This window comes from Stenotrophomonas sp. Sm10 (genome assembly GCF_030985515.1).
GTDB classification, from domain to species: domain Bacteria; phylum Pseudomonadota; class Gammaproteobacteria; order Xanthomonadales; family Xanthomonadaceae; genus Stenotrophomonas; species Stenotrophomonas hibiscicola.
On record NZ_JAPTFO010000207.1, the window covers coordinates 1 to 1,320 of the forward strand.

Annotated in this window: 2 protein-coding genes; both read right to left on the reverse strand. The window is 33.1% G+C overall.

The window, feature by feature from the left end; all coding sequences use genetic code 11:
- Positions 1-115: 115 nt before the first annotated feature.
- Positions 116-1,081, reverse strand: a complete 966-nt coding sequence (locus tag O0J15_RS21160) for a DUF3644 domain-containing protein (RefSeq protein ID WP_308306297.1) — start codon at positions 1,079-1,081, stop codon at positions 116-118.
- Positions 1,082-1,098: 17 nt separating this feature from the next.
- On the reverse strand, positions 1,099-1,320 hold a 222-nt coding region (locus O0J15_RS21165; protein WP_308306298.1), incomplete at its 5' end, for a hypothetical protein.

Genomic DNA, 1,320 nt, shown 5'->3' on the forward strand with positions numbered 1-1,320 from the left:
TTCCATAAGTGTGATATAATGGACTCAATAAGATAACTTGTGAAGGATAAACGCTGGGTCCCAGAATGGGGTAGACTGAAAGGTCGAGCATTCCTATGTGCCTGGGGTTATCTTTTTATTTTGATTTTTTAAGGCTCTCTACAAAGTTTAGAGGGTCTTTTTCTATTTCTGTAATGATAAAGTCAACAAATTGCTGTGAATAGGTATAGTGCTCAGACTTACCTATTTTATGGCAATATGCAAATTTCTCGTCAGTTTTTATTGAATAGAAATCAATGATTAAGGTTAGAACATATTGATTGAAACTAGATTTATAATTTAATTTGATATTTTTCTTGTTTAATCGATCATTCACAACTGAGATGATATTCCCGTATGAATATTTGTGAGTCTCTGATGGATCTTTTAAATCTTTTACTATTGCCACTTGAGAGGGAGATTGATTTGCAATTGAGACAACGAAGTCAGCTTCAGACTTTTTCTTTGTGATGTATAGGTTTTGTTTTACACCAATTGCAAATTTATCTGAATTATACTCAGAAACGAGAACATCTATAGCATTTGCTTGCTGAATAAACTTTTCTGCAATTTCCGCTGGATATTTTAGTCTGATTTGTTCATTTGTCAGAGGCTCATAACTTGCTGATATAGTTAGGAAATTTTGTGCAATGGTCTCAGTGATGTCTCTACCATGAAATCTCTGAAGTTCATTGACGTAGTTAAGTACACACGCTTGAAATAGTGGAGCGTACTTAAGTTCATAATCCTCTGTAATATAATGTGTGCTGATATTTCTAAGCTCAATAATACGCTCCAGATTTAGTCGAATTCGTGTACTATCATCGGAGTAAATTTTTTTGATAACATTCTCAAGGCTGAGAGTTCTATCTGGATTATCCTTAAAATAGATGGATAGATTTCTATTTAGCATCTCAGACTTCAACATCAACTCCCAAGCATTACATATGAAAAAACTGAACCCTTCAATACGATATTTGATTGTAGGCTTGTTGTAAATTTCTAGCCCCATAATAAAGGCCTCAACACTTTTATCAACAAGTCGTTGACTTAAATTTTTCATACTTTCTTCCCACCAATCTAACTATTAAGCAATCTTTTTAATAAAAAGAGTTGCTTTTTATTTTTTTCTTGTTCATTTGTCAAATTTGTCGTTTTTTGCGCTTTAGTCTGTAAAATCTGCTTTCTATTCTTCAATTTCCTCCATTTTTGCACAATAGACCGTAGAAATAGGGTTGCTATTGGCGAATATGGGGGATTTTTATAGAATCTTTTCAAAAACCATAGTGGCTTGAATACGGT